Source organism: Streptacidiphilus fuscans (genome assembly GCF_015690355.1).
In the GTDB taxonomy this organism is placed as follows: Bacteria; Actinomycetota; Actinomycetes; order Streptomycetales; family Streptomycetaceae; genus Streptacidiphilus; species Streptacidiphilus fuscans.
Window position 1 is genome coordinate 98728 of sequence record NZ_JADPRT010000002.1, and the last position, 24183, is coordinate 122910.

The 24183-nt window shown below is 70.7% G+C and carries 27 protein-coding genes; 15 read left to right on the plus strand and 12 right to left on the minus strand.

All coding sequences use genetic code 11. The annotated features are described in order from the left end of the window. Positions 1 to 66 precede the first annotated feature (66 nt). Positions 67 to 840 (plus strand): maleylpyruvate isomerase family mycothiol-dependent enzyme, encoded by a 774-nt coding sequence (locus tag I2501_RS04070; RefSeq protein WP_196192429.1) that lies wholly within the window; start codon positions 67 to 69, stop codon positions 838 to 840. A gap of 73 nt (positions 841 to 913) precedes the next feature. On the opposite strand, the gene I2501_RS04075 is transcribed toward I2501_RS04070, so the two are convergent. The 4 genes from I2501_RS04075 to I2501_RS04090 all read right to left on the minus strand — a co-directional run bounded on the left by I2501_RS04075 (position 914) and on the right by I2501_RS04090 (position 3905). Next, positions 914 to 1372, minus strand: coding sequence for an HAD family hydrolase (locus I2501_RS04075; RefSeq protein ID WP_196192430.1), 459 nt, complete (start codon positions 1370 to 1372; stop codon positions 914 to 916). A 187-nt stretch (positions 1373 to 1559) separates the two neighbouring features. Then, a complete protein-coding gene (locus I2501_RS04080; RefSeq protein WP_196192431.1) occupies positions 1560 to 2174 on the minus strand; it encodes a GNAT family N-acetyltransferase in 615 nt (204 codons plus the stop codon). Positions 2175 to 2243: 69 nt separating this feature from the next. Then, complete coding sequence (locus tag I2501_RS04085; RefSeq protein ID WP_196192432.1) at positions 2244 to 3572, minus strand: MFS transporter; 1329 nt, start codon at positions 3570 to 3572, stop codon at positions 2244 to 2246. A gap of 129 nt (positions 3573 to 3701) precedes the next feature. After that, entirely contained in the window at positions 3702 to 3905 is a 204-nt protein-coding gene (locus tag I2501_RS04090) for a cold-shock protein (RefSeq protein WP_196192433.1), read from the minus strand. A 317-nt stretch (positions 3906 to 4222) separates the two neighbouring features. Here I2501_RS04090 and I2501_RS04095 point away from each other — a divergent pair, with 317 nt between their 5' ends. The 5 genes from I2501_RS04095 to I2501_RS04115 all read left to right on the plus strand — a co-directional run bounded on the left by I2501_RS04095 (position 4223) and on the right by I2501_RS04115 (position 9030). Continuing rightward, the gene (locus I2501_RS04095) at positions 4223 to 5308 is read left to right on the plus strand and encodes a hypothetical protein (protein WP_196192434.1); all 1086 of its coding nucleotides are present in this window, start codon (positions 4223 to 4225) and stop codon (positions 5306 to 5308) included. A gap of 32 nt (positions 5309 to 5340) precedes the next feature. Next, positions 5341 to 6432, plus strand: coding sequence for a hypothetical protein (locus I2501_RS04100; protein WP_196192435.1), 1092 nt, complete (start codon positions 5341 to 5343; stop codon positions 6430 to 6432). Positions 6433 to 6526: 94 nt separating this feature from the next. Further along, entirely contained in the window at positions 6527 to 7225 is a 699-nt protein-coding gene (locus tag I2501_RS04105; protein ID WP_328806249.1) for an NADPH-dependent F420 reductase, read from the plus strand. A gap of 370 nt (positions 7226 to 7595) precedes the next feature. After that, positions 7596 to 8348 (plus strand): LamG domain-containing protein, encoded by a 753-nt coding sequence (locus I2501_RS04110; protein ID WP_196192437.1) that lies wholly within the window; start codon positions 7596 to 7598, stop codon positions 8346 to 8348. A 106-nt stretch (positions 8349 to 8454) separates the two neighbouring features. Then, positions 8455 to 9030: a hypothetical protein gene (locus I2501_RS04115; protein WP_196192438.1), complete on the plus strand. Its 576-nt coding sequence runs from the start codon at positions 8455 to 8457 to the stop codon at positions 9028 to 9030. 30 nt (positions 9031 to 9060) lie between these two features. Here the strand turns inward: I2501_RS04115 and I2501_RS04120 are convergent, their stop codons facing one another. From I2501_RS04120 to I2501_RS04140, 5 genes are all read right to left on the minus strand, one after another. Next, a complete protein-coding gene (locus I2501_RS04120) occupies positions 9061 to 9699 on the minus strand; it encodes a maleylpyruvate isomerase N-terminal domain-containing protein (protein ID WP_196192439.1) in 639 nt (212 codons plus the stop codon). Positions 9700 to 9787: 88 nt separating this feature from the next. After that, positions 9788 to 10330: an NUDIX domain-containing protein gene (locus I2501_RS04125; RefSeq protein ID WP_196192440.1), complete on the minus strand. Its 543-nt coding sequence runs from the start codon at positions 10328 to 10330 to the stop codon at positions 9788 to 9790. An 84-nt stretch (positions 10331 to 10414) separates the two neighbouring features. Beyond that, on the minus strand, positions 10415 to 10723 hold the full coding sequence (locus tag I2501_RS04130; RefSeq protein ID WP_196192441.1) for a DUF1048 domain-containing protein: 309 nt from the start codon (positions 10721 to 10723) through the stop codon (positions 10415 to 10417). Position 10724: 1 nt separating this feature from the next. Continuing rightward, the gene (locus I2501_RS04135; RefSeq protein WP_196192442.1) at positions 10725 to 11081 is read right to left on the minus strand and encodes a DUF1048 domain-containing protein; all 357 of its coding nucleotides are present in this window, start codon (positions 11079 to 11081) and stop codon (positions 10725 to 10727) included. Further along, a complete protein-coding gene (locus I2501_RS04140; RefSeq protein WP_196192443.1) occupies positions 11078 to 11407 on the minus strand; it encodes a PadR family transcriptional regulator in 330 nt (109 codons plus the stop codon). The genes I2501_RS04135 and I2501_RS04140 overlap by 4 nt, the downstream gene beginning before the upstream one ends. A gap of 213 nt (positions 11408 to 11620) precedes the next feature. On the opposite strand from I2501_RS04140, the gene I2501_RS04145 reads away from it, so the two are divergent. Beyond that, on the plus strand, positions 11621 to 12307 hold the full coding sequence (locus I2501_RS04145; RefSeq protein WP_196192444.1) for an alpha/beta fold hydrolase: 687 nt from the start codon (positions 11621 to 11623) through the stop codon (positions 12305 to 12307). A gap of 134 nt (positions 12308 to 12441) precedes the next feature. Continuing rightward, the gene (locus tag I2501_RS04150; protein ID WP_328806189.1) at positions 12442 to 12948 is read left to right on the plus strand and encodes a potassium channel family protein; all 507 of its coding nucleotides are present in this window, start codon (positions 12442 to 12444) and stop codon (positions 12946 to 12948) included. 9 nt (positions 12949 to 12957) lie between these two features. Here the strand turns inward: I2501_RS04150 and I2501_RS04155 are convergent, their stop codons facing one another. Then, complete coding sequence (locus tag I2501_RS04155; protein ID WP_328806190.1) at positions 12958 to 13995, minus strand: FUSC family protein; 1038 nt, start codon at positions 13993 to 13995, stop codon at positions 12958 to 12960. Between the two features lie 308 nt (positions 13996 to 14303). Beyond that, a complete protein-coding gene (locus tag I2501_RS04160) occupies positions 14304 to 15482 on the minus strand; it encodes a lactonase family protein (RefSeq protein ID WP_215909265.1) in 1179 nt (392 codons plus the stop codon). 511 nt (positions 15483 to 15993) lie between these two features. On the opposite strand from I2501_RS04160, the gene I2501_RS04165 reads away from it, so the two are divergent. Further along, positions 15994 to 17715 carry an MOSC and FAD-binding oxidoreductase domain-containing protein gene (locus I2501_RS04165; RefSeq protein WP_196192447.1) on the plus strand — a complete coding sequence of 574 codons (1722 nt, stop codon included), beginning with the start codon at positions 15994 to 15996 and terminating at the stop codon, positions 17713 to 17715. Positions 17716 to 17735: 20 nt separating this feature from the next. Here the strand turns inward: I2501_RS04165 and I2501_RS04170 are convergent, their stop codons facing one another. Beyond that, positions 17736 to 18263, minus strand: coding sequence for a CGNR zinc finger domain-containing protein (locus I2501_RS04170; protein WP_196192448.1), 528 nt, complete (start codon positions 18261 to 18263; stop codon positions 17736 to 17738). A gap of 152 nt (positions 18264 to 18415) precedes the next feature. Between I2501_RS04170 and I2501_RS04175 the strand changes: the two genes are divergently transcribed. The 6 genes from I2501_RS04175 to I2501_RS04200 all read left to right on the plus strand — a co-directional run bounded on the left by I2501_RS04175 (position 18416) and on the right by I2501_RS04200 (position 24138). After that, positions 18416 to 19282 (plus strand): alpha/beta fold hydrolase, encoded by an 867-nt coding sequence (locus I2501_RS04175; protein WP_196192449.1) that lies wholly within the window; start codon positions 18416 to 18418, stop codon positions 19280 to 19282. A gap of 44 nt (positions 19283 to 19326) precedes the next feature. After that, the gene (locus I2501_RS04180; RefSeq protein ID WP_196192450.1) at positions 19327 to 20022 is read left to right on the plus strand and encodes an alpha/beta fold hydrolase; all 696 of its coding nucleotides are present in this window, start codon (positions 19327 to 19329) and stop codon (positions 20020 to 20022) included. A 52-nt stretch (positions 20023 to 20074) separates the two neighbouring features. Beyond that, entirely contained in the window at positions 20075 to 21040 is a 966-nt protein-coding gene (locus I2501_RS04185; protein WP_196192451.1) for a hypothetical protein, read from the plus strand. After that, complete coding sequence (locus I2501_RS04190) at positions 21037 to 21669, plus strand: DUF5134 domain-containing protein (protein WP_196192452.1); 633 nt, start codon at positions 21037 to 21039, stop codon at positions 21667 to 21669. The genes I2501_RS04185 and I2501_RS04190 overlap by 4 nt, the downstream gene beginning before the upstream one ends. Positions 21670 to 21884: 215 nt before the next feature. Next, positions 21885 to 23315 (plus strand): alkaline phosphatase family protein, encoded by a 1431-nt coding sequence (locus I2501_RS04195; RefSeq protein WP_196192961.1) that lies wholly within the window; start codon positions 21885 to 21887, stop codon positions 23313 to 23315. 151 nt (positions 23316 to 23466) lie between these two features. After that, positions 23467 to 24138, plus strand: a complete 672-nt coding sequence (locus I2501_RS04200) for a hypothetical protein (RefSeq protein ID WP_196192453.1) — start codon at positions 23467 to 23469, stop codon at positions 24136 to 24138. The last annotated feature ends 45 nt before the right edge of the window (positions 24139 to 24183 follow it).

Sequence of the window (24183 nt, forward strand, 5' to 3'; positions counted from 1 at the left end):
CCGTCGGGGCGTTCGTACGACAAATTCGCTACCCGGCGGCCCGAGCGCCGTGATACACAAACCGTCGTGCAAAACATCTTGGAGTTTTCCCAGGTCCTGCGGCTGATCGAAGACCGCTCGGCCGCTTTCCGCGCCGCGATCGCGTCCGCCCCCGACCTTGACGTCCAGGTCCCGAGCTGCCCGGACTGGACGCTGCGCGATCTGGCGCAGCACTTCGGCGACGGGCGCCGCCGCCAGGCCGCCATCGTCGCGGCCGGCCCGGGCGCCGAGCCCCCGGCGAAGACGGACCCGAAGGGCGCCCCGACCGCGCCCCGCGACCGCGAAGCCCTGGACGCCTGGCTCGCCGAGTCAGCCGAGCTCATGCTCGACGCGATGCGCGAGGCCGGCCCGGACCGCGGCTGCTGGACCTGGTGGGGCGGCTCGCAGGCCCCGGAGACCAGCGGAGCCATCGCCCGGCACCAGGTCCAGGAGATCGCCGTCCACACCTACGACGTCCAACTCACCCTGGGCGCCGCACAGCCGCTGCCGACGGACGTCGCGGTCGAGGGCGTCGACGAGTTCCTGACGACCGTCTCGGCGACGAACGTCCCCTGGCCGTTCAAGCCGGCGACCATCGACCTGCACGCGACCGAGGGCCGCTCCTGGCGCCTGACCCTCAACGCCGACGGCATCCGCTGCGACGACCTCGCCGCCGACGCCGAGCCGGGCGACCTGTCGATGCGCGGCCCAGCGAGCGAACTCGTCCTCTACTTCTACGACCGCCTCCCGATCGACAGGCTGGAGAACACCGGCGACACCGAGCCGATGGACCAGCTCGCAGAGTGGGACCCGACCGCGTAGCACGCGCACGTGTGACGCGGCTGTAGGTGTGACGCAGCTGTAGGTGGTGCGCGCACTCCTGCGGGTGCACCACCTACAGCCCCTGGCGGCGAGGGTCCCGCGCTGTCGCCGCGGCGTCAGGGCGCAGGCCGATGGCATGGTGTGCCTCGGCGAGTGTGGTCGTCCAGTCGCCGGTGAACCGCAGGGCGCGGTCGTCGATGTAGACGGCCGCGCCCAGCTTCTTGTTGGTGACCAGCAGGCAGTCTCCCTGCCAGTAGGCGCGGTCCGGGTCGTCGTCCACGAGCGTCTCCAGCCCGGTGTGCCGACGCAACCAGGCTGCCACCTCCGGGTGATGGCCACGGGGACGGGCGGTGACGACGAACACCGACCGCACCTTCTTCAGTTCGAGCAGCGACTCGATCGCCCCGGGGATCGGCCGCCCGTAGATGCGCCCGTCCTGCCAGCCGTCGTCGTGTGCGACCAGCGTCTGGTCGAAGTCGATGCCTACCGCATGGGAGGCGGGCGACGCGGGGTCGAGCGGAACGACAGTCATGACGGTCGGTCTCCTAGCAGCAGTACGTACACCGTTGGGGTGCGCGGTCGGCGCCGGCGGGTGGCCGGTTCGCTTGGAGATGAGTCCGGGACGATCGTTTGCTTACGACGGATCGCCGCTTTTCGTGAGTGATCGACTCCAATGGGCGAACGGAAGCGGCTGGAGGCGGGCCTGGCTCGGCTGCGGGTCAGCCGCGCGCGGGGCGCCACATGGTGGTGACCAGGTGTCCGTTCGGCATCGTCAGCTCGCCGTTGGGGACGAAGCCGAGCGCGGCGTACCGCTTGTCGTTCGCGGCGGGATTGCTGGACTCCAGGTACGCGGGCATGTCGAGCTCGTCGATCCGGACCAGGCTCTCGCGCAGCAGCGCCATGCCGAGTCCCTTGCCGCGATGGTCGTCGTGGGTGCCGAGCAGGCTCAGGTAGAAGTGCGGCTCGCTCGGGCGCGCCTCCTCCATGGGCTCCAGGATCGCCAGGATCCCGGCGGCGGTCCGCTCGTCGGTGGTCTCGCGCAGGAAGTCCGCGAAACCGTGCTCCTCGTCCTCGCTGAGTTCCGTTCCACCCGGCGGGATCCACACCGCGGCGGACTCCACGTGCTCGCTCACCAGAAGCCAGGGATAGCGCAGCGCGGAGGTCGCGAACAGCCGCCACAGCGCCCCGGCCTGGGCTGCCCGCCTGCCGGGGTCGGGAAAGGCCGGGCCCCACACCGGGTCGTCGAAGAACGCGGTGGTGAGGGTGGCGACGACGGCGTCGACATCGTCGGCGCGCGCGGTCCGTGCGGACAGAGGGTGGGCTCGATCGCTCATCCGTTCACGATAGTTCGCTGGTCAGAGCAGCGGAAGCGTCTCCGTGCACGCGCCGTCGGTGACGGCCGCTCACCCGGCCGTGGTTGCCTGGGCCGGGTCCGTCGCGTAGGCCGCGGCCACCGACTCGCGGTCGAAGACGTGCCAGGTCGCCGCGATGACGCCGACCGCCACCACGAAGCCCACCCAGTACGGCGCCGCCACGCCGAAGCGTGACGCCAGACCGCCGCCCAGCAGCGCGCCCACGCAGTTTCCGCCCGCCGCGATGAAGAGGTTGGAACTGCTGACCCGCCCCATCAGCTCCGGCGGCGTCATGCGTTGCCGCAGCGAGTTGGCGACGATGCCCCACAGCACCCCGTGCACGCCGAAGGCGAAGAGCATGACGCCGAGCAGCCAGGCGCTGTGGGAGGTGGCCAGGGCCAGGTGCATCGCGGCCTCGATCAGCAGGCCGATCCGGATCGTCCAGGTGGCGGTGCACCACGCGACCAGCCGGTCGCCGATCGCGGAGCCGACGATCCCGCCGACGGCCATGCAGGAGAACAGCACGCCGTAGCCGACCGAGCCCAGGTGCAGCCGCTCCTTGGCCAGCAGCACCAGCACGGCCACGGCGGCGGTCAGGGTCACGTTGAGCAGGCCGATCAGCAGGGCCATGGTGCGCAGCAGGCGCTGGCGCATCAGCCAGCGGAAGCCCTTGGCCATGTCCCGCCACACCGAACGCCGGCCCTTGTCAGCGACGGTGTCGGCGTCCCCGTCCGCGTTCGCCGAGCTGGCCTCCGGCCGGAACGAGCCGGCGACCATGGCGATCAGCAGCGCGCTGGCCGCGTACGTACCCGTGTTGACCAGGAACGGCAGTCCCGCGGTGACCGCGAAGAGCAGACCGCCCAGCGGTCCCGACAGGACGCCCTGCATCAGGGTGGTCCCGCCCGTCAGCCAGCCGTTGGCCCGCTCCAGCAAGGGGCGCGGCACCACCGTCTGCACCAGCGACTGCGCGGCCGAGCGGAACACCACCTCGCCGGTGTTGATCAGGAACAGCACCGAGTACAGCACCACGATGCTGGGATGACCGGTGAGCAGCGTCAGCGACAGCACGCCCATCGCGGCGAAGCGGCCCCAGTCCAGCGCGACCATCAGCCGCCGCCGGTCGACCCGGTCGACGAGCACCCCGCCCGGCAGCGCGAACAGCAGCCACGGCAGCCACGCGACAGCGGACGCGGAGGCCACGATCAGCGGATCGCTGGTCCGCGAGGCGACCAGCAGCGGCGTGGCGATCGTCGTCAGTCCGCTCCCCAAGGCGGACGCCGTGCTCGAACCCCACAGCTTGGCGAAGGCCGCCCCGAGCCGGGCGTCGCCCTCCTCGCCCGACTCGCCAGCCAGCACGCTCTCGTCCACCCCAGTCGTCATGGGGTCCGAACCTAGCAACCCAACGACGTCGTGCCTACGGGGTTTCCCGCAGGTGAACGCGGCAGCGCCGAACGCAGCTACCCCCGCCGGCGTACCGCCGACGGGGGTCTGCTGCTGTGTGCGTGTGGCTCAGCCGCGGACGATGTTCGCGGCCTGCGGGCCCTTCTGGCCCTGCTCGACGTCGAAGGTGACCGTCTCACCCTCGACGAGCTCGCGGTAGCCGCCGCCCTGGATGGCCGAGTAGTGGGCGAACACGTCCGGGCCGCCGCCCGCCTGCTCGATGAAGCCGAAGCCCTTCTCGGCGTTGAACCACTTCACGGTGCCCTGCGCCATGCTCTTCTCCCGTTCGGGACGAGGGCCAGCAGTATGTGCTGACCCTTGGTGGGGTCGCGTCCTCGAACAGCGGGTGATGCGGTAACGCGGACAGCGATCGTACGAAGATCACGTTATCCGCTGAGCGCGGTTTCCGCATCGAAATCAGCCGAGGAAATCCCGGCCGACCACCGTGCTGCCGGCCTCCTGTCTGATCACCCAGCAGAAGTGCCGCCGGACTGGGTGCGCGACCAATCGTCAGTGCGTACGGCCGTCGCTTGAATCGACCCGCCTCCGAATCTCAACGAGGCAGTCCGAACAGCCAGAGGAGACATTGCATGCGGGACACTTCGCGACGCCGCCGCACCGCGGGAGCGACCGGCAAGGCGCTGGTCGCCGGCGCGCTACTCGTTCTTGCGGTGCCCGGCTCCGCGTACGCGAACTCTGCGAGCGTGACCGTGCGGACCCCCGGCGCCACCGCCGGACCGAGCGTCGCCGACTCGTCGGTGTCCGCCGACGCCGCCTGTGCCGGCGGACTCGTCTCCGGCGGTGGCATCGACCAGGCCGTCGGCACGGGTGCCGGGGTGAACGGCAACCACGTGCTGGGCAGCGAGCCCAGTGGTGACGGCTCGACCGAGTACACCGGCACCACCGGCGTCGTCGGAACCGACGTGGCGTACTGGATCGCCAAGGGCGGCAGCGGCGGGCAGGTCAACTCCTCCTTCTCCACCACCCCGTACACGATGTGCCTGAGCAGCACACTGATCGACCACACCCAGGTGGTGATGAACAAGGCCAACACGCCCACCGTCGCCGCGACCGTGGGCCTGGTCACCGCGACCTGCCCCGCGAACACCGTGCTGCTCGGCGGCGGTGCGTTGGTGTCGCCCGCGAACTCCGGCAACCTCAAGGTGATCGGCAGCTTCCCGACGTTCGACGACAGCGCCCACGACTACGGCCGGAAGGCCGCGGCCGACGGTGAGAGCAACCCGGACTCCTGGAGCGCGGTCGGCTGGGACAACAGCGCCAACGCCGCCGACGAGACCTACGCCTATGCGATCTGCAGCGGCAGCGGCATCAACGTCAGCGGAGTCACCGTCAAGGTCCGCAACAGCGAGGCCGCCGGACCGGACACCGCGAGCACCGGCCAGAACGCCACCGCCACCTGCGGCAGCACGGACGGCACCCTGGTCAGCGGCGGCGCGGCCGTCAGCGGCGGCAGCCCGACCAGCGCCGACTACGCCGGACCGGGTTCGGCGGGCGACCACCTCAACGGCGCCTTCCCGAGCGACTCCAGCGGCAACCCGGTCGCGGACGGGACCACCACGGCCTCGTCCTGGACCGCGTTCGCACACACCGGCGGCATGGCCTCGACCACCAACCACACCGACGCCTGGGCGCTGTGCGCCAACGACGGCGTCTGACCCATCCGCTGACGGCAGAGAGACCGACGCACATGAAGAACCGAACCCTGCGCACCTCCCTCCTCGGCAAGGCGCTCGTCCCCGGCGCGGTACTGGTACTGGCCCTGTCCGGGGTCGCCGACGCACACACCGCGAGCGTCACCGTTGCCAGCCCCGGTCCGACCATCGGCCCCGGCACGCCGTTCACCGGTGTCTCCTCCCACGCCGACTGCGCCCAGGGCCTCGTCACCGGGGGCGGAGCGGACCAGGCCACCGGTGACAACCGGGCCGGGAACGGCAACCACGTGATGGGCGTGTCCCCGAGCGCGGACGGCGTCACCGAGTACCTCGGCACGCCCGGCATCGTCGGGGCCGACGCCACCCACTGGCTCGCCTTCGGCGGCAGCGGCAGCAACTCCAGCCCCGCGTTCTCCACCACCCCGTACGCGATGTGCCTCACCAGCAACGGGATCCGGCACACCCTCGTGGTCATGGACAAGGCCGCCGGGCCGAGCGTGGGGCAGACCGCGACGGTCGTCGTCGCGACCTGCCCGGCCGGGACGCGGCTGCTCGGCGGCGGCGCGCGGGCGACCCCGGCGAGCGTCGGCAGCCTCAAGCCGATCGCGAGCTACCCCACCTTCGCCGACGCCGCCCACGACTTCGGCCGGAAGGCCGCGGCCGACGGGGAGACGGACCCCGACTCCTGGGCCGCCGTCGGCGGCATCGGCGGTGGGCGCGACGACGACAACACCACCTACGCCTACGCGATCTGCACCGGCTTCGGCGTCGACATGAAGCACGACACGACCACCGTCCGCTTCCGCGAGGCGGCCGGGCCGACCGAGGCGAGCGCCAGTCAGGTGGTGACGACCGGCTGCGCCCCGGACGACGGGGTGCTGCTCGGCGGCGGCGCGGCGGCCAGCGGCGGGTCGGTGACCACGACCGACTTCACCAAGGCGGGCTCCGGCGGCACCCACCTGGTCGGCAGCTTCCCGAGCGACGCCGACGGCACTCCGGCTGCGGACGGCAGCGGTACCTCCGCCGACTGGACCGCCGACATCCACGCCGGCGGGTCCCCTTCCCCGAACACGTTCTCCGATGTGTGGGCACTGTGCCTCGACGTCCAGGACGGTCGGGCCGGGTAGTCCCCGGTCCGCTCCGGCGACCGGGTGAGGGCGTGTCAGGCATTCGGGTTGCTGCCGATGACCTGCGTGACGTCGGGGGACAGAGCAACAACTGATCTCACGTCAGCAGACAGCAGACAGCAGAGAGGAAGGACCCGAGATGACCACCGCAATCGTGGGTGTCGGCAACATCGGGAGTGCCGTCGCCCGGCACCTGGTCGCCGGAGGCGAGCACGTCGTCCTGGCGGGGAAGAACGCGTCCGGGGCACAGGAGCTCGCCGCAGAGCTCGGGCCGCTCGCGCGCGCCGCCGCCGTGCCGGACGCGATCGCCGAGGCCGACACCGTCGTGTTCGCCGTCTGGCTGGACCCGATGAAGGAGCTGATCCCGCAGGTCGCGTCGGTGCTCGACGGCAAGGTGGTGGTCGACCCGTCGAACCCGATCGCCTTCGACGCCCAGGGGCAGTTCGTGCGGTCCCTGCCCGACGATCAGTCGGCCGGATCGGTGGTCGCCGCGCTGCTGCCTGCCGGTGCCCACTACGTCAAGGCGTTCGGCACCCTGGCCGCGGAGGCGCTCGCCGCGAGCGCGAACCGGACCCCGGAGCGGGCGGCGCTGTTGTACGCCACCGACGACGAGCGCGCGGCGCATGCGGCCGAGCGGCTGATCCGCGCGGCCGGCTTCGACCCGGTGAAGGCGGGCGGCCTGGCCGACGCCGGACGCATCGAGGCCCCAGGCGGGGACCTTCACCAGTTCGGCTTCAACGGTGAGGTCGTCAGCGCGGAGAAGGCCCGGGCCGCCGTCACCGCCGCCCGCTGACGGACAGACCGGACGGACCGGACGGCGTCGACCGCACCAACCGCCGAGCCCACCATCGCCGAGGCACGCGAGGGTGGGCTCTCGTGCGGAAGGCGAGGGCGGCGGCCACGAACGGCTCAGCGGGGAGTGCGCGTCGCGTGCGGAAGGCGTTTGTTGGGTGGGTGGCGGTCGTGTGCAGGGGGCTGTCGCACATCGCCCCAGAGGGGAAGTCCGGCCTGTGTCCTGGCCTCAGATACGCCCGCGTCCCGCAGTGTTGCTCTGCGGGCTGCTCCCACTGATCGCAGTCTCACTGGTGACGCCCCGACAGGTTTCGGTAGTTCCAGTCGCTCCGGTTTCTCGGCAGGTTCCACAGGTTCCGCCGCCTCAGGTCGTGTCGCCGCAGACGACGGTGGTCTTCAGCGACCTGTTCCGCAAGACGGACTGGGGCAGGCCCGGTGCCGTGTGGTGCCCCTACACGTCCGCCTATCCGGACGGGCGGACCAACGCCCCCAACTGGAAGCTGGACTACACCACGACCTCGGCGATGTCCGTCGTCAAAGGCGGGGGAGTTCTCCTCCGGGCCACCCCCCGCACGCGCTCGCCGCACGGACAGTGGGCCACCGGTCTGCTCACGACCGAGCCCTGGGACGGCGGCCCCTGCGGAGGCGACGGGTTCATGGTGCATCCCGACGACTACGTGCTGGTCCACCTGCGTCTGCCGGAACGGACCGACGGCGGGGGGCATGCGGCCTGGCCCGGCCTGTGGACCTGGAAGGACGGCGACAACGAGGTCGACATCCTGGAGTGGCACAGCGAGACGCCCGGCGTCGCGGAGTTCGTCAACCACGTGGACGGCGACATCGGCGCGTTGGTCCGCAGCAGTCTCCTGGGCTTCGGAAAGTGGATCTACGTGGGCGCCCGGCTCGGCACCGACACCGTCACCTGGTACCTGGGCTCCACTCCGCAGTCCATGAAGGCCGTCTTCAGCGACCACAAGGGCGTGCCGCTGGACTGGAAGGCATATCTGATCATGAATCTGAGCATCTCCGCCCAGCCGGGCCGCGAGCCGACGACGCTGACGCCCATCACCACCGAGATCTCCAGCGTGCAGGTCTACCGCGCGGTCGAAAGGCCGCTGGGGTAGTCAGCCCGACGCCTGCCGCACGCTGCCGGCCCAAGCCGACGTGTGCCGCGGCACCACTGACCGCATCCTGGTTCTGACCAGCCCGATGCCCCAAGGAGAGAACGTCATGCGCCGCAGCGTCGCTGCCCTCGCGTCCGCCCTCGCAGTCGCGTCCCCGCTGGCTCTCGGTGTCGCCACTCTCGCGCACTCCTCAGCAGCCCAGCTGCTGTCCTGCGCCGTCAGCTCGGCGGAGAGCTTCAGCCCCGGCGTGCAGATGGCGTCCAGCTCACAGGACGTCAGCGGGAGTATCACCGGACCGGGGATCACCGCGGGACCCGCGTGCGGTGCCGCTCCCGACGGCATCACCGGCCTGGACGCCACCTTCACCGGAAAGGGTGCGGCCAGCTGCCTGCCCGATCCGGCGCTGCAGACGGTCGGTCTGAACGGCTCCATGACGATCACCTGGAAGAAGGCCGACGCGGCAACCGTCGGAACCTCCGGGATCACGTGGACCGCGCGCCAGGTGGAGCTCGGCAGCGTGGACCTCGCCGGAACCGTCACCTCGGGCCTGTTCAAGGGGGCGACCCTGTCCGTCGCCGGCCTTTCGGCGGACGCGGTGGTGCGCGTCGCCGGTGGGTGCGCGCCGGGTTCGCCGCTCACGAGCGTCCGCACCACCGACACCTACCTTCGGCTCACGCACTGAGCAAGTCCGCGGCGGGGTGCGGCAGTTGAGCTAGAGTGCCGAGATGGAGGCGGGCGCGCGTTCGCTGCGGCTCAGCGCGCGCAGGACATCGGTGGCGCCGTGCCGCCGCAGGGCGATCCGGGTCAGCAGGTCCACGACGGTCTCGACGGCGGCGGCCGGGAACTCCGGCGTCGGCACCCCGACGCTGTAGGCGAGGTCGTCGGAGTGGACGACCAGTTCCAGGAGTCGGCTGGTGACGAAGTCGTCGAAGCTGATCGACCACGGTCCCCAGGTGGGGCGACGCACCCGGCGGTTCGGAACGCCGGGCAGGCCGGCGCGCAGGGCCTCGACCGATGCGGCGACGCGCGTGGCCAGGGCAGCGGGACCCTCGGCCGCGTCTTCCTCACCGCCGGAGCGGATCGCCTGGTTGAACGGCGTGTCGAGGTCCGAGCCGATCCAGCTGACCCGCGCGTAGTACGCGTGGATCGAGATGGCGGGCTCGGTGGGTTCGCGCTCCGCGAGCACGGTGGGGACGAGGAAGACCTGCCCGGCCAGGTGCCCCGCCAGCCCTTGGACGCTCAGCTTGGCGAGCGCCGAGGGCTGGAACCAGGCGTCCGCCACCTCCGGAGCGGCCAGCAGCTTGGCAGCCGAGTCCGCCGCGCTCAGGTAGAGCTCCCTCGCCTGCGTCACGTCGCCGTTCTCCCTGTCGCTGTCGGCGGGCGCGTGCCCGGTCGACCTCACGGCAAGGGCGACGCCACCCATAACGACAGATGCGACATCAGGTTACATACCGTCCTTTCGCCGCGTCGGCCTTCAACTCGGCGCGGGTGGCGGACAGGATGCGCACCTCGCCGCCGGTGCGGGCGTCCAGGGCTGCGCGGAGGCGGGCGATGCGCAGTCGGCCCATGTACGCCGGGAGGTCGTCGACCGCGACCCACGCGGCATCCCGGACCTCGTCCGGCTGCAGGCGCAACGGTGGGTGGGGGAGGGGGACGGTGCCGTGGTCGAAGTAGAACTGGACGCCGGGCATGTTCGGCAGGTCGCTGCCGTCGCCGCAGGCCCAGGCGATGTGGAGCAACCGCCCCGCCGGCAGGTGCAGCCCCGTCTCCTCGGCGAGCTCCCGCTCGGCGGCCTGCTCCGGGCTCTCGCCAGGGTCGATCACTCCGCCGGGGCAGCCCCAGTGCTCACGGTTGAAGCTGCGCACGAGCAGGACCTTGCCGTCCGGGTCGGTGACGACGGAGCAGGCCGCCGGGAATGCGCGGGCGATGCCCGAGAGGTACGCGGGGACTTCGGGGACTTCGGCGGGTCGAGGCTGGGACACCGTCAGGCTCCTTGTGTCATGGCGCGCGTCCGGAGGGCGCAGGATCTGCGCGCGGTTCCGGACGCGCGGTTCTGCTGGTGGGTGTCAGTCTCCGCTGACGGACTCCTGATAGAGGTCCGCATAGGTGCGTGAGTCCTTGACCAGGCCGTCGCAGAACGCGGCGACGTCGGGGCCGATGAGCTCCATGACCCCCTTGCCCGCGGTCACCCCCTCCTCGAAGAAGTCGACGATCCCCGGGAGCAGCGGCCCGTCGGAGAGTTCGGTCGGCCCGACCTTGAACAGGTACCTCTGCATCTCCTTGTAGACGATCTGGTAGTCCGGCGGGAGCGCCTTGACCCGAGCCAGGTGCGCCCGCCACTGCTTCTTACCCTCGATGATGTCGTGGATGCTCACGTCAGCCCTCCAACCGGCTCAGTTTCCGTGCGACGTTCCGGTTCAACTGCTCGCGCCAGCGGTCGCGATAGGTCCGGGCTTCCTTTCCGCCGGCCAGTGCCGTGCAGAAGCCGCGGATGTCGTCGCCGAGCACCTCGCCGATGCTCAGTCCGTCCGCCGCCGTCTCCTCCAGCAGGGCCAGCGCGGCGTCGACGATCGGCATCAGGTTGCGGCCGGTCAGGCCTCCGTGGGGCAGGAGGTGGACCTTGATCTGCTCCCATGCCGCCCGGTAGTCGTCGGGCAGGGCCTCGGCCCTGGCTTCGAACGCCTTCCACTCCCTGGTGAGATCGCTGCCGGTGATGGTCTCCCAGAAGTTCATCTCCCGCCCTCCTCCTTGAGCTTGTTGATGCGTGACGAGACGTACTGCCATTTCGCCCAGAACCTCGCGAGCTCCTCGCGCCCGGCCTCGTTGAGCGAGAAGAACTTGCGCGGCGGACCGGCCTCGGAGGGGCGTCTGGTCACTTGGACGAGGTGGTTCCGCTCCAGTCGCAGCAGGATGGTGTAGACGGTCCCCTCGACGACGTCGGTGAAGCCGAGTTCGTTGAGCTGACGGGTGATGGCGTACCCGTAGGTTTCCTCGCTGCCGATGATTTCGAGCACGCACCCTTCGAGGGTGCCCTTCAGCATCTCCGTCAGGTCGTCCATGGCAAGCCCACCTCTGTTCCGTCGGTACTTCGTGCTACCGAGTACCACTACAAAGTATCACCGAGTAGTGGGAGGTGCCAGTGCCTGGCGCGGACTTGGTGGGGTGCGACCCGGCGTTGCGGGGGACGACGTGGCGTGACCACCATGGGTGTCGAGATAGATACGTTGTGTGACGGTTGATGCCGCTTGGTATCTACGCAGGAGGAGGACGTCATGGCCAGCAAGGCCAGCATCGTTTTCGCCCATGGGCTGTGGGCCGACGGGTCGTGTTTCGGGAAGCTCATTCCCGCGCTTCAGTCGGAGGGCCACGAGGTCTACAGCTCGCAGCACGGCCTCGACTCGCTCGAAGGCGACGTCGCGTGCGTCACCCGCGCCATCAACCACGTGCCCGGCCCGGTCGTGCTCGTCGGTCACTCCTACGGCGGCACGCTGATCACCAAGGCCGGCACCCACGACCGGGTGGGCGCGTTGGTGTACATCGCCGCGCTCGCGCCCGACGAGGACGAGACCTCGCAGGACCAGCAGAACAAGTTCGCCCCCACGCCCGTCTTCCAGAACATCGACATCACCGACGGCCGTATCTGGCTCCGTGAGGCGGGCCTTGCCGACTTCTGCGGGGATCTGCCCGCAGCCGAGCAGAAGCTCGTCTGGGCGACGGGCGCCGTGCCGGTCCCGGATCTGTTCACGCAGCAGGTCCCCGGCACGGCCTGGCGTACCAAGCCGAGTTGGTACATCGTCGCGAACAACGACCGCACCGTGAACCCGGACCTGGAGCGGGCGGCGGCCGAGCGCATGGGTGCGAAGACCTACGCCGTCGACAGCAGCCACGTGCCGATGCTCTCGCACCCCGACGTCGTCCTCGACGCGATCCGCGACGCGGCGAAGAGCCTGGAGGCTTAGAACCCTGACGACCGCGGAGGCCGATCACTCGTCCAAGTGATCGCGCCGGGAGGTGGACAGTGCAGGAGACGGGCAGGACCCCAGGCGGGTCCGGAGCGGTGGGACGGCCCTCCGCTCGAAGGATCCTTCGGATAGTGCTGCGTGTGGTCGGCTCGGTGGCCGCGCTGGTGATCCTGTACTACGTGCTGCCCCTGGACCGCTCCTCGGAGCCTGCCTCCGTGGCCATGCTCCTGGTCGGGCTGGCGGGATTCATCGTTCTGGTCGTCTTCCAGGTGCGTTGGATCCTCGGCTCTCCGGAGCCGGCTGTGCGGGCGGTCGAGGCGCTGGCCACGAGCGTCCCGTTCTTCCTGCTGCTCTTCGCGGGCACCTACGTCGCGCTCGCCAATGTGGCTCCTGGCAGCTTCGGCGGGCACCTTTCCCATACCGACGGGCTCTACTTCGCCGTCACCGTGTTCTCGACCGTCGGATTCGGCGACATCACCGCCAGGAGCCAGACGGCACGGCTGGTGGTCACCGGGCAGATGCTGGCAGACCTGATCGTCCTCGGCCTGGTCGTCAAGGTCATGGTGGGGGCTGTGCGCGTCAGCCGAGGGTCCGGGGCCGGTCGGGGGAGCGCGGGGGAAACGGAGGGGAACCGCTGAACCGGGCGCTCAGGCCGGTTGTGCCGGCGGTTTGGCGGTGCGTTTGGCGGTGCGCTTGGCAAGTACGCCCGCGAGGAGCATGACGAGCAGGCCGATCCCCACGCCGCACACGGTCCACAGCACGCGGTAACCCTCGGCGGCGTAGTCGGAGGGCTGCGCGAGGTCCACCAGGACGAGCGCTCCTGCGGCGATGGCGGCGGTGTAGAGCGCGTAGTTCCAGACGCGCATGGCCACTCCGTGCATCAACAGGACGAGGGCGACCACTTCGAGTCCTCGCGTGACGGCGAAGAGCCTGAGCCCGTCTTCGCCGGCGGGCAGAAGCAGGAGGAGTGCGGCCACGACGGCGCCGATCAGCGCGCCGACGATGCGCTGCACGGAGGCGAGCGTGGCCTGTTGCAGGTTCGGCTTCAACGCGACGGCGACCGCGATAGGCATCCAGTACCCGTGCGACAGGTTCAATCCGAACGCCAGTGCGACCGCGCCGGAGATGGCCACCGCGCGGACCAACGCGAACATGATGAGCGGCCGGGTCAGCTTCCGGCGCGAGGTGTCACCGGGCAGCTCCGCGACCGGCTGTGGTTGATCCGTGCGCCCTCGGATCAACCACGCGAGGAACGCGATGACGATCCACAGTGCCGCCCCGCCCGTCCAGGCGAGGACCTGACCCCAGGTGTAGCTGGTGAGGCGCGCGTAGTGGTGGAAGCTGAACCCCACCCCGAGCGTGACGATGAACCACATGTTCAGAAGCAGGGCGGTGGCGAATCTGCGCGCTCCGAACGCGATCGCCAGGCCCGCTACCAGGGTGACCGCGAAGGCCGCCAACACGAGCCAGCCCCAGGCGTCTGCCGCGATGCCGAACCCGAGCGCCGTCACGCCCGCACCGATGAGCCCGAAGGCAGCGACGTGGGAGGCGATGTGCCCGAAGCTGCCCCCGGGGTCGCTCAGGCCTGCGAAGAGCAGCCCGAACAGCGCGCTGAGGAGGTACTCCTCGTGGCCGATCGCCCAGAAGACCACAAGCGGGATGAGCGCGATGTCCAGGAACGCCACGCCTCGACGCCAGTCGATCCCTGCGGGGCTGACCGCGAACACCTTCGCCAGTCGGCGCCTGGCCCCTCCCCGGTGAACGGCCCTTCGGGATTGTCCGATCGGAGTTGCCATGGCCGCCTCGCTCGTTTGAGTCGCCAGGTGTGCCGCTCCCTTCCAGTCTTATGCGGTCCGACCCGGCACGCGCGTCGGGCACCGCACAGCACTGCCGCAGCGTAGGCAGACCACGCCGCCCGGAGGCGCAGAAGGCCTCCGGGCGGCGCGGTCGTGTGCTGCTGTGGCTGGAACTCCGGGTCTCCGGGGTGGTGGGCTCAGAAGGCGACGATGCCCTCGCTGCCCGGGCCGTCGGGGACGGTCGCCGTGCCGATGGGGGTGAGGTTCCCGTTGTGGGCGACGGAGAACTCGTCGACGACGCCCTCGACGCCGGTCAGGACGTAGAGGTAGCGGCCGTCCGCGGAGGCGGCGGCGTCGATGGGGCCGGGGTTCCCGGTGCTCTCGTAGCCCAGCGGGGTGAGCTGGCGGCCGCGGTCGGTGGCGCGGAAGGCGCTGACGTTGTTGCTCCCCGCGTTGGAGGTGAAGAGCAGGTCGCCGATGGCGACGACCCAGCAGGTGGCGGCCTGTCCGGTGGCCGCGAAGGCGGTCTGCGTGGTGGTCCCGTCGCGGTGGATGTCGAGGGTGACCAGGGCGTTGGGCCCGGCCTCGGTCAGGAAGACGCCGTCGCGTCCGTTGGGCACGAAGCCGAACGGCACCGCGGCGGGCAGGTTGGTGACCTGCGGGGTGTCGGAGGGGGCCCCGGAGCGGTCGACGGCGAAGACGTCCACGTTGTCGCCGTTGGCCTTGGTGGTGACGACCAGGTGGTCGCCGTCGTTGGTGAAGCCGACCTGTCCGGGGGTGTTGGTGAACTGCGGGGTGGCGTTCGGGTCCAGTCCCAGGCAGCGGTGCCAGGCGGCGTGCTCGCGCAGGTGGTCGCCCTCGACCGTGTAGCCCTGGATGGATCCGCCGTCGAGGGCGTTGAGGACGTAGACCACGTCGCGGTGGACCGCGACGCTGACCGGGAAGGTGCCGCCGGAGTCGATGACCTGACGCAGGTGCAGCCGGTCACCGTCGACCGAGAAGACCGAGACCGAGTCGGACCCGGCGTTGACGGCGTAGAGCAGCCCGTGGTCGCGGTCGTAGGTCAGCGCGCCCTGGGACGCCAGGTGGTCGGCGACCGAGCCCGCCAGCTGGCCGCCGTTCCCGCCGGTGGCGTAGCTGCCCGCCTGGCTGAGCCGGCCGTTGTCGGCGCGGTGGTAGGCGACGATGTGGTTGCCCGACGGACTGTTGGTCTGGACGAACACGGCGTGGACGCCGCCGGCCCGCACCGCGCCGACACCCGCTGCGCCGGGCGCGGCGGTGGCGGCGGGTGCGGCAGGTGCGGTGGCGACCAGCGCCGTCATGGTGGCCAGGATCGTGGCGACAGCCGTGCCGAGACGTCGAGTCCGTGCACGCATGGGGTACCTCCGGGAGGAGTGATCACGCGGATCTGCTGGGGAGGGAGGGTGGCCCTTGTCCGACGACGCGGGTGGCATGCCAACGGGGCCAGGACAAGGAGGTCTGGCATGGAAGCTCTGGCGGACCGTCGCGTGGTGACGGGATCCGGTCCCTGACGATATGTCGGTTATGACTGTCTGTCAGGGAGGCGCTGTCTACGGCGTGCCGCGGATGTGTTCCGAGTCGACCCACACGCGGTGAGCGGCAGAAACGTTGCATCTCCCGCCGACCGGGTGCTCGCTCTCAGCGTCCCGGCGGCGGGGCTGGCGCTGTGGGTCGCGCAGAGCAACGGCCACGGAACAAGTCGATCATGCTGTGACTAACCTGTCAAGCTGTCTATGATGGTTAGCATTCGTTGCGCCCTCGGGCTCTGTCCTGAGCTGGGGCCGGGTGTCCCTGCAGCTCGCAGCGAGCACGCAGGCCCGCTCTGCCGTAGCGTGCGCAAGGTCGGTCGCACTCAGGAGAGAACTCATGGGGACGCTGCTGTCCGTCAACGTAGGCCTGCCCGCCGACGTCACCTGGCAGGGGCGGACCGTCCGTACGGGGGTGTGGAAGTCGCCGGTGCAGGGTCCCCGGCGGGTGCGGCGCCTCAATGTCGAGGGCGACGGACAGGGCGATCTCGCGGGGCACGGGGGTGAGATCCGGGCCGTGCTCGTCTACCAGGCCCAGTCCTATGCCTATTGGGCGCGGACACTGGACCGCGACGACCTGAGGCCCGGCATGTTCGGGGAGAACTTCACCGTCGACGGCCTGCCCGACGACCAGGTGTGCATCGGGGACCGCTACCGGATCGGCGAGGCCGAGTTCGAAGTGACCCAACCCCGCGTCACCTGCTATCGGGTCGGCATGCGCCTGGGCCGACCCGACATGGCCGCGCTGCTGGTCTCCCACCACCGTCCCGGTTTCTACCTGCGCGTTCTCGTCGAGGGGCGGGTGCAGGCGGGCGACGGGATCGAGTTGCTCGCCCAGGGCCCGGAGAAGATGACCGTCGCCGAGGTGGACGCCCTTCTCTACCTGCCTGGCCGCGACGCCGACAGCTTGCGGCGGGTGCTCAACATCCCGGCGCTCAGCCCGGGTTGGCGGCAGTCGTTCAAGGAACTGCTCGAACCGCCCAGGCCCGCTCGGCCGACCGGCTGGCCGGGCTTCAGGCCTCTGCGCGTCGCAGTCGTCGTCCCCGAGACGCCCACGGTCTGCTCGATCCACTTCGAAGACCCGGACGGCGGCCCGCTGCCGGCGGCGCAGGCCGGGCAGTTCCTGTCCGTGCGCGTCCGGCCGGGCAACGGCCCTGCCGCGGTGCGCAGTTACTCGCTGTCCTCCGCGCCCGGGGCGGACGCGTACCGCATCAGCGTCAAACGGGAGCGGCACGGCCTGGTCAGCGGCTACCTCCACACCAGACTCGGCGCCGGGGACGTCGTCGACATCGCCAGCCCACGCGGCAGCTTCGTCCTGGAAGTGGGGACCCGGCCCGTCGTCCTCGTCTCGGCGGGCATCGGGGTCACCCCTGTGCTGGCCATGCTGCACCAGTTGGCCGCCGTGCAGGACTCCCGCCCGGTCTTCTGGATCCACACGACCCGCGACCGCGGCCACCACGCCTTCGCCGACGAAGCGCACGCGCTGCTCCAGCAGCTCCCCAACGCACACGAGCACGTGTACTACACCGCAGGCGAAGCCGCCGCCGGGCTCGTCGCCGCCCCGAAGGTCAGCCAGGGTCGGCTCACCCTGGCGTCCCTGGCCGACATCGGCGTCCCCACCGAGGCGGACGCGTACCTCTGCGGACCCGCCGGGTTCATGGGCGATGTCACGGAACACCTGACCGCGCTCGGGCTCGCTCCGGAGCGGATCCATAGGGAGCTGTTCAGCGCCCTGCCTCCGGTCAACCCGGGCGTGACCGCGCAAGCGGCGCTCCGACCGCACCAGCCGGCGGGGCCGCCGGGAGACGGCCCGCTGGTCACGTTCGGCCGTAGTGGCATCAGCGCTCCCTGGCCGGAGGGGGAGGGCTCACTGCTCACGCTCGCCGAGGCGTGCGACATCCCCACCCGGTGGTCGTGCCGCACCGGTGTCTGCCACACCTGCGTGACCCCGCTGGTGTCCGGCGAGGTCGCCTACGTCACCGAGCCGCTGGAAGCCCCCGAGCCGGGGAACGTCCTGGTGTGCTGCAGCAGACCGGCCACCGAGGTCGTCCTCGACCTGTAGGGACGACTCCGCCGCCCCCGCTACGCGTCGGGGGTCTGCTCCTGCGCTGCCTCCCGGGCGCGCTGGTAGTGGCGCCGCACCTTCATGCGGTTGCCGCAGACCGCCATCGAGCACCAGCGGGCCTTGTTGCCCTTGCTGCGGTCGAGGAGGAACAGCCTGCACTCCGGATTCGCGCACGGCCTGAGTCGGCCGGGCATCGTCTCGTGGACGGCGCTCCACGCCAGCACGGCCTCGACGGCCAGCCTTCGCTCGTCGGGCACTTCCACCTGCCAGGACACCCCCTCGGCCGAGACGAGGGGCCTGGACACGACGCCCTTCAGGAGCGCGCTCAGCGAGTCGGAGGGCCTGTCGCCGCGGATCACGTCCTGAAGGCCGTCGCGTGCCCGGATCAGACTGCGCCGCTCGTGCGGGGACCCGTCGCCGCCGTGGGCCAGTTGCCAGGCGCGGGCCGCGTCCGGGTCCGTCAGCTGGTCCTCGACCGCGCCGTTCACCACGGGCGTGCTGTTGAGCAGGTCCAGCAGGGCCTCGTGCTGCTCGCTGCCGTCCACAGGCTGCCTCCTAACCGTCAAACGTCGATTCGAAGGTTACATGAGTGCGCGCGTCGCCTGGGATGCCTAACCATCTAAATCGTCTTGACAGGTTAGGTGGGCGCTGCTTGACTCGAACTCGTCCCCGCAAGGCAACCGAGGAGATGAGTGCGATGCGTGATGCCGTGACCTACCGATCCGTCGACGTCGACGGAGTGGACGTCTTCTACCGCGAGGCGGGGCCCGAGGACGGGCCCGTGGTGCTGCTGCTGCACGGGTTCCCGAGCGCGAGCCACATGTTCCGCGACCTGATCCCGCGGCTGGCCGACCGCTACCGGGTCATCGCGTCCGACCTGCCGGGCTTCGGGCAGTCGGCCATGCCCGACCGGAGCGAGTTCGACTACACCTTCGACAACGTCGCCCGCGTGATCGACCGGTTCACCGAGGTCGTCGGGCTGGACCGGTTCGCCGTCTACGTCTTCGACTACGGCGCGCCCACCGGATTCCGCCTGGCCGCCGCCCACCCCGAGCGGATCGCGGCGATCATCTCCCAGAACGGCAACGCCTACGAGGAGGGGCTCAGCGACGGCTGGGCGCCGATCCGCGCGTACTGGAAGGACCGCTCCGCCGCCAACCGCGAGGCGCTGCGCGCCTTCCTGGCCCCGGAGACCACCGTGTGGCAGTACACCCACGGCACGCCCGACCCGGCGTCCGTCTCCCCGGACGGCTACACCCTGGACAACCACTACCTGGCGCGGGCCGGAGCCGACGAGGTGCAGCTCGACCTGTTCGGCGACTACGGGACCAACGTCGACCTGTACCCGAGCTTCCACGCGTACTTCCGCGCCCACACGCCGCCGCTGCTCGCGGTCTGGGGCCGCAACGACCCGTTCTTCCTGCCGGCCGGAGCCGAGGCGTTCACCCGCGACAACCCCAACGCCCAGGTGCGGTTGCTCGACACCGGGCACTTCGCCCTGGAGACCCACGCGGGCGAGATCGCCGAGGCGATCCGCGACTTCCTCGCGACGGTCGAATTCTAGAAGTCCCCATCGAGAAGTCCCCACCACCCAAGGAGTGTTGAGACATGTCCAAGGACGTCACCGTCGTCCTCGCCCACGGTGCCTGGGCGGACGGCTCCAGCTGGAGCAAGGTCATCGAGCGGCTGCGGGCCAAGGGCATCCGCGCCGTCGCGGCACCGCTGCCGCTGACCTCGCTTCCCGACGATGTGGCAGCGCTGGAGCGCACGCTCGACCATGTGGGAGGCCCGGTCGTCCTGGCCGGGCACGCCTACGCGGGCGGCGTCATCGGATCCGTCACAGCCGGGCACGTCCGTGCGCTGGTGTACGTCGCGGCGCTCGCCCCGGACGAGGGTGAGAGCGTCGGCGAGGTCTTCGGACGCACCGCCCCGCACCCGGACGCCCCGGCGCTGACGCCCGACGAGCAGGGCTTCGTCTGGCTGCCCGACGAGGCGTTCCCGAAGGCGTTCGCCCAACTGGCCACCCCGCAGGAGCAGGCCGTGCTCCGCGCGGTACAGCGGCCGATCGCGCTCGCCGCCATCACCACCCCCGTCGGCCGCCCGCTGTGGAAGGACGTGCCCACCTGGTACCTGGTGGCCGAGCAGGACCGAATGATCCCGGCCGAGAACCAGCACTTCATGGCCGACCGCATGGGCGCCACGGTCCGGGTCCACGACGTGGACCACACGCCGCTCGTCACCGCTCCCGACGTCGTCGCCGACCTGCTGACGGAGGTGGTTGAGCAGACCAGGAAGGGCTTGTAGCCCCGGGCGGGCTTCCAAGGGAGTTTTCACCAACGTCTGCGACCATCCCCGCGTGACGACACACAGCACGGTGCCCGGCAAGCACCACGACGGCCGCATACCCGCCCCGGTGGCTGCTCGGCCGCTCGACCCGCGAAGGCGCCTGCAGCTCGCGCTCGCGGCGGTGTGGCTGCTCGACGGCATCCTCCAGTTCCAGCCGTACATGTTCACGCTGAGCTTCGGCAAGATGACGCTGTACCCGATGGCCTCGGGCAACCCGGTGTGGGTGGCCGGCCCGGTGCACTGGGTCACCACGATGAACGCGGACCACCCGGTCGCGACCAACGCCGTGTTCGCACTGGTCCAGGTGCTGCTGGGGATCGGCATCGCCTGCCGGCCCACCGTCAAGCCCGCGCTGCTCGCCTCGACCGTGTGGGCGGTCGGCGTGTGGTGGCTGGGGGAGGGACTCGGGGGGCTGTTCGCCGGCACCGCTAACCCGCTGACCGGCGCTCCCGGTGCGGCGGTGCTGTACGGGCTGCTCGCCGTCCTGCTGTGGCCCAGCGAGCGGCCTTCGGCCTTTCCCGCTGCGGCACGGATCGGCGAGCGGCCCGCCCGAGCGGTATGGGTGCTGCTGTGGGCGGCGTTCGCCTACCTCGTGCTGCAGCCCGCGAACCGGGCGCCCGGGGCGGTTCAGGGCGCCGTCACCAACGCGCTGACCGGTGCGCCGGGTTGGCTGGTCCAGCTCGGCAACCATGTCGGCAAGCTGGCCGCCGGTCACGACCTGGCGATCTCGGTCGTGTTGGCTGTCGCCTTCGCCCTCGTCGGGCTGAGCGTCCTGCTGCCCTGGCGTCGGGCGGTGACGGCGGGCCTGGTCGGCGCGGTCGTGCTCGCCGCGCTGATCTGGGTGTTCGGTGAGGGATTCGGTATGCCGTTCCAGGGCATGGCCACCGACCCGAACTCCGGGCCGCTGCTCGTTCTCCTCGCGGCCGCCTACTGGCCCGCCCGCCGCTCGATCCGAACGGAGACCGCGACCGCATGAGTGCCCCGGACTGGCTGGTCAACCTGCTCGCGACGGCGATGCCGGCCATCGCCGCGCTCTTCGTCTGGCGGATGGTGACGGCCCGGACGTCGCAGCGCCCCCGTGACTATGCGTCAGATGCCTTCCACGCGCTGACGGCGCTGGCTCTGGCCGGGATGCTGGTGAACTGGGCTGCCACGCTGCCGCGCGCGGTCTGGGCCGTGGTCTTCGCCGCCGGGGCCGTCGCCTTCGCCGTCCGCTGGGCCCGCGCCCGGTCGACGGGCGGTTCGGCGCCGGGCCGCGACGTGGTCAACGCGGCGACGGCCGTGGTGCTGGTCTACATGCTGCTGGCCGGTGTGGCGCCCTCGGATCTCTCGCGCTCCACCGCCGGCCTGTACGTCATGGCCGGGATGCCCGGCATGATCCAGGACAACACGATCCACTTCCCCGCGCTCGGCATGGTGTTCGCGATCGCCGCGGTCGGCTACGTGGTCGTCATGCTCGACCGGGTCTCCCAGGTCGGCCCCGCGCCGCTCTCCGGCGACGCCGCGCGGGCGGTTGCGACGCCGCTGGCACCCCGTCTCGCGGAGTGCTGCCGTCTCTTCCTGTTCGTCACCATCGCCTACGCGATCTTCGCCAAAGTCGTCTGAGCGCGCACGCGGCAGTCATTCCCATCTCTTCCGCCATGTCGGTGTTCCTCTGACAGTTGGTCGTACGTTCACCGACCTTTCCTGGATTCCCTCAACCTCCCGCGCCAGAGTCGTCTGGTGCCTCTGTGGACATGTCACCGCGTGCTCCACTGCGGGCTTCTGACGATCCGACGGAGAGGGAGGGCCGGCCAGTGCCGGAGACCAACACGACGGGGATGACCAGGCGTCGCCTGCTCGGTTCGGCGGCCGGGGCGATCGGCGCGGGAGCGGCGCTGGCGCTGCTCCCGCCGAGCGTGCAGCAGGCCGTCGCGGCAGGCGTGCCCAGGCGCGGATCGCTGCGTGACGTGGAGCACGTGGTCATGCTGATGCAGGAGAACCGCTCCTTCGACCACTACTTCGGCACGCTGTCCGGGGTGCGCGGCTTCCACGACCCGCAGGCGCTGCAGCTCTCGACCGGACGCTCGGTCTTCTACCAGCCCGACACGGTCAACCCCGACGGCTACATCCTGCCGTTCCACCTGGACACCCGGACCACCAGCGCACAGGCCATCCCCTCCACCAGCCACGCCTGGGCCGTCCAGCACCAGGCCTGGAACGGCGGGCAGATGGACCAGTGGCTGCCCGCGCACCGCGCCGCCGACGGCGTCAACGGCCCCTACGTGATGGGCTACTACACCCGCGAGGACATCCCTTTCCAGTTCGCGCTGGCCGAGTCCTTCACCGTCTGCGACAACTACTTCTGCTCGGTCCTCGGCCCGACCTGGCCCAACCGGCTCTACTGGATGACCGGCTCGATCGACCCGTCCGGCCAGTACGGCGGCCCGATCACCAGCAACATCGCACCCACGCCGTACCGGTGGAAGACCTACGCGGAGCAGCTCCAGGCGGCCGGGATCTCCTGGAAGGTCTACCAGGAGTCCGACAACTACGGCACCAACATGCTCTCCGAGTTCCAGACCTTCCAGGACGCCCAGCCGGGCGACCCGCTCCACGACCGCGGCATGGTGGCGCAACCCGCCGGGACCTTCGAGGACGACGCGCGCAACGACCGTCTCCCGGCGGTGTCCTGGATCCTGCCGACCAGCTACCAGTCGGAACACCCGAACTACCTGCCCGCAGCGGGCGCGGACTTCGTGGCCTCCAAGATCGAGGCCATCGCGTCCAACCCGGAGGTCTGGGCCAAGACCGTCTTCATCCTCAACTACGACGAGAACGACGGCCTGTTCGACCACGTGCCGCCGCTCACCGCCCCCGCCGGAACGCCCGACGAGTACGTGGGCGGGCTGCCGATCGGCAGCGGGTTCCGGGTGCCGTGCATCATCGTCTCGCCCTGGACGGTGGGCGGCTGGGTGTCCTCGGAGGCGTTCGACCACACCTCCGTCCTCCAGTTCCTGGAGTGCTTCACCGGGGTCCGGGCCGAGAACGTCACCGACTGGCGCCGGGAGACGTTCGGCGACCTGACCTCCGCCTTCCAGTTCCGCGGCCCCGGGCGCCAAGCACCGCCGCTGCCCGGCACCGCCGCCCAACTGGCCCTCGCCGAGCAGGAGGTGGCCACGCTCCCGGCGCCCACCCTGCCCGGCGCCGACCAGAGCTTCCCGTCCCAGGAGCGAGGCTTCCGCCGTCACGTCGGCCCCGGCCGCCGCTGACTCCTGCCGCCTCGCTCCTCTTGGTTCCTCCTCGTTCCTCTTCGCTCGAACATCCCGGACCTGCCACGGCAAAGGAGGCAAAGGAAATCCTCACCCTCGGGTCGATTCCTTCCCTCTCCATGTCGCCGTGGCAGGTGGGATACTCCGTTCGATGGACGGATTCGGGCTTCGGTTCTCACGCGCGGTGGTGTTCGCCGCGGTGTCCGTCCTGCTCGCCGTCGGGTCGCGCCTGGTGGTGACCGGGTTGCCGGTGCCGCTGGACGTCATCGGGATGGCCTTCGGCCTCGCGCTCGGGGTCGCGATGATCCTTTTCGCCCGAGGTGAGCGGCGCTACCCGGCGATCATCGCCGTGATGGTCCCGGTCCAGGTGGGCCTGAACGCCCTGTTCAACGTCGGCCAGCAGAGCTGCCCGCCCGGACCCGGCAACGGTGTCGCCGTGTCCGGCTGGGGCGCGCTGGCATGCGGTGGCGGATCGATCCGGCCGAGCCTGCTGGGACTGACCGAGCAGGCGCCCCGCGCGCTGGTGTCGTTGACCGGTGCCGGGGCGCTGCTGCTGCTCGCCCTGCACCTGGTGCTGGCGCTGGTGGCGGCCTGGTGGCTGCGCCGGGGCGAGGCGGCCGTGTTCGCGGTCCTGCGCACGGTGGCCGTCGTGTCCTGGTCGGGTGTCGCCGCGCTGCTCGCATGGCTGGTCACGCCCGTCGCGTTGCCCGAAGGACCGACCTGGGTGCCGCCCGCGACGGGTCCGGTCCCGTCCGGTCCGCAGGACGCGCTGCTGTCGGCCGCGTCGCGGCGCGGTCCACCGGTTCTCGCACGGGCCTGCTGAACGGCGCCTGCCCTCCGATCTGACCACGCTCGTCCGTAGCGCACC

Coding starts and splice junctions, on each gene's coding strand:
- I2501_RS04085 (WP_196192432.1), bottom strand. CDS start 3,572: ATGACGACTGGGGTGGACGAGAGCGTGCTGGCTGGCGAGTCGGGCGAG.
- I2501_RS04195 (WP_196192961.1), top strand. CDS start 21,885: ATGACCAGGCGTCGCCTGCTCGGTTCGGCGGCCGGGGCGATCGGCGCG.
- I2501_RS04115 (WP_196192438.1), top strand. CDS start 8,455: ATGCGCCGCAGCGTCGCTGCCCTCGCGTCCGCCCTCGCAGTCGCGTCC.
- I2501_RS04140 (WP_196192443.1), bottom strand. CDS start 11,407: ATGGACGACCTGACGGAGATGCTGAAGGGCACCCTCGAAGGGTGCGTG.
- I2501_RS04100 (WP_196192435.1), top strand. CDS start 5,341: ATGAAGAACCGAACCCTGCGCACCTCCCTCCTCGGCAAGGCGCTCGTC.
- I2501_RS04080 (WP_196192431.1), bottom strand. CDS start 2,174: ATGAGCGATCGAGCCCACCCTCTGTCCGCACGGACCGCGCGCGCCGAC.
- I2501_RS04160 (WP_215909265.1), bottom strand. CDS start 15,482: ATGCGTGCACGGACTCGACGTCTCGGCACGGCTGTCGCCACGATCCTG.
- I2501_RS04145 (WP_196192444.1), top strand. CDS start 11,621: ATGGCCAGCAAGGCCAGCATCGTTTTCGCCCATGGGCTGTGGGCCGAC.
- I2501_RS04180 (WP_196192450.1), top strand. CDS start 19,327: ATGTCCAAGGACGTCACCGTCGTCCTCGCCCACGGTGCCTGGGCGGAC.
- I2501_RS04095 (WP_196192434.1), top strand. CDS start 4,223: ATGCGGGACACTTCGCGACGCCGCCGCACCGCGGGAGCGACCGGCAAG.
- I2501_RS04135 (WP_196192442.1), bottom strand. CDS start 11,081: ATGAACTTCTGGGAGACCATCACCGGCAGCGATCTCACCAGGGAGTGG.
- I2501_RS04075 (WP_196192430.1), bottom strand. CDS start 1,372: ATGACTGTCGTTCCGCTCGACCCCGCGTCGCCCGCCTCCCATGCGGTA.
- I2501_RS04090 (WP_196192433.1), bottom strand. CDS start 3,905: ATGGCGCAGGGCACCGTGAAGTGGTTCAACGCCGAGAAGGGCTTCGGC.
- I2501_RS04200 (WP_196192453.1), top strand. CDS start 23,467: ATGGACGGATTCGGGCTTCGGTTCTCACGCGCGGTGGTGTTCGCCGCG.
- I2501_RS04190 (WP_196192452.1), top strand. CDS start 21,037: ATGAGTGCCCCGGACTGGCTGGTCAACCTGCTCGCGACGGCGATGCCG.
- I2501_RS04175 (WP_196192449.1), top strand. CDS start 18,416: ATGCGTGATGCCGTGACCTACCGATCCGTCGACGTCGACGGAGTGGAC.
- I2501_RS04165 (WP_196192447.1), top strand. CDS start 15,994: ATGGGGACGCTGCTGTCCGTCAACGTAGGCCTGCCCGCCGACGTCACC.